A 273-nucleotide genomic window follows, 5' to 3' on the forward strand; every position below is an offset into this window, starting at 1 on the left:
TATCGGTTCAGGAACGGTGTCAAATAAACAGGGCACAGATTATGGATCTGCTATAGTTCAGGGAGGGGTAGGTTACTCCTGTATTGCCGAAGTTCGCATGATTGAAACCATCCGCGATGGCAAACCGTCGACCAGTTTTATGGCCAACGGTGACACTGTGCGTATTGAAATGCTCGATGACCAGCAACAAAGTATTTTTGGTGCCATTGAGCAACGCGTAAGTGTGCTGAACTAACGGCTACGTGCTAACCGGTACCTGCGATCGGCGGGTAC

1 pseudogene is annotated in these 273 nt (G+C 49.5%); it reads left to right on the plus strand.

Annotated features, from left to right (window positions below):
- Window positions 1-235 (plus strand): annotated as a pseudogene (locus NLF92_RS12945) (fumarylacetoacetate hydrolase family protein); the annotation flags it as partial.
- Window positions 236-273: the final 38 nt, after the last annotated feature.

It is taken from the genome of Opacimonas viscosa (genome assembly GCF_024199005.1).
Taxonomy (GTDB): domain Bacteria; phylum Pseudomonadota; class Gammaproteobacteria; order Enterobacterales; family Alteromonadaceae; genus Opacimonas; species Opacimonas viscosa.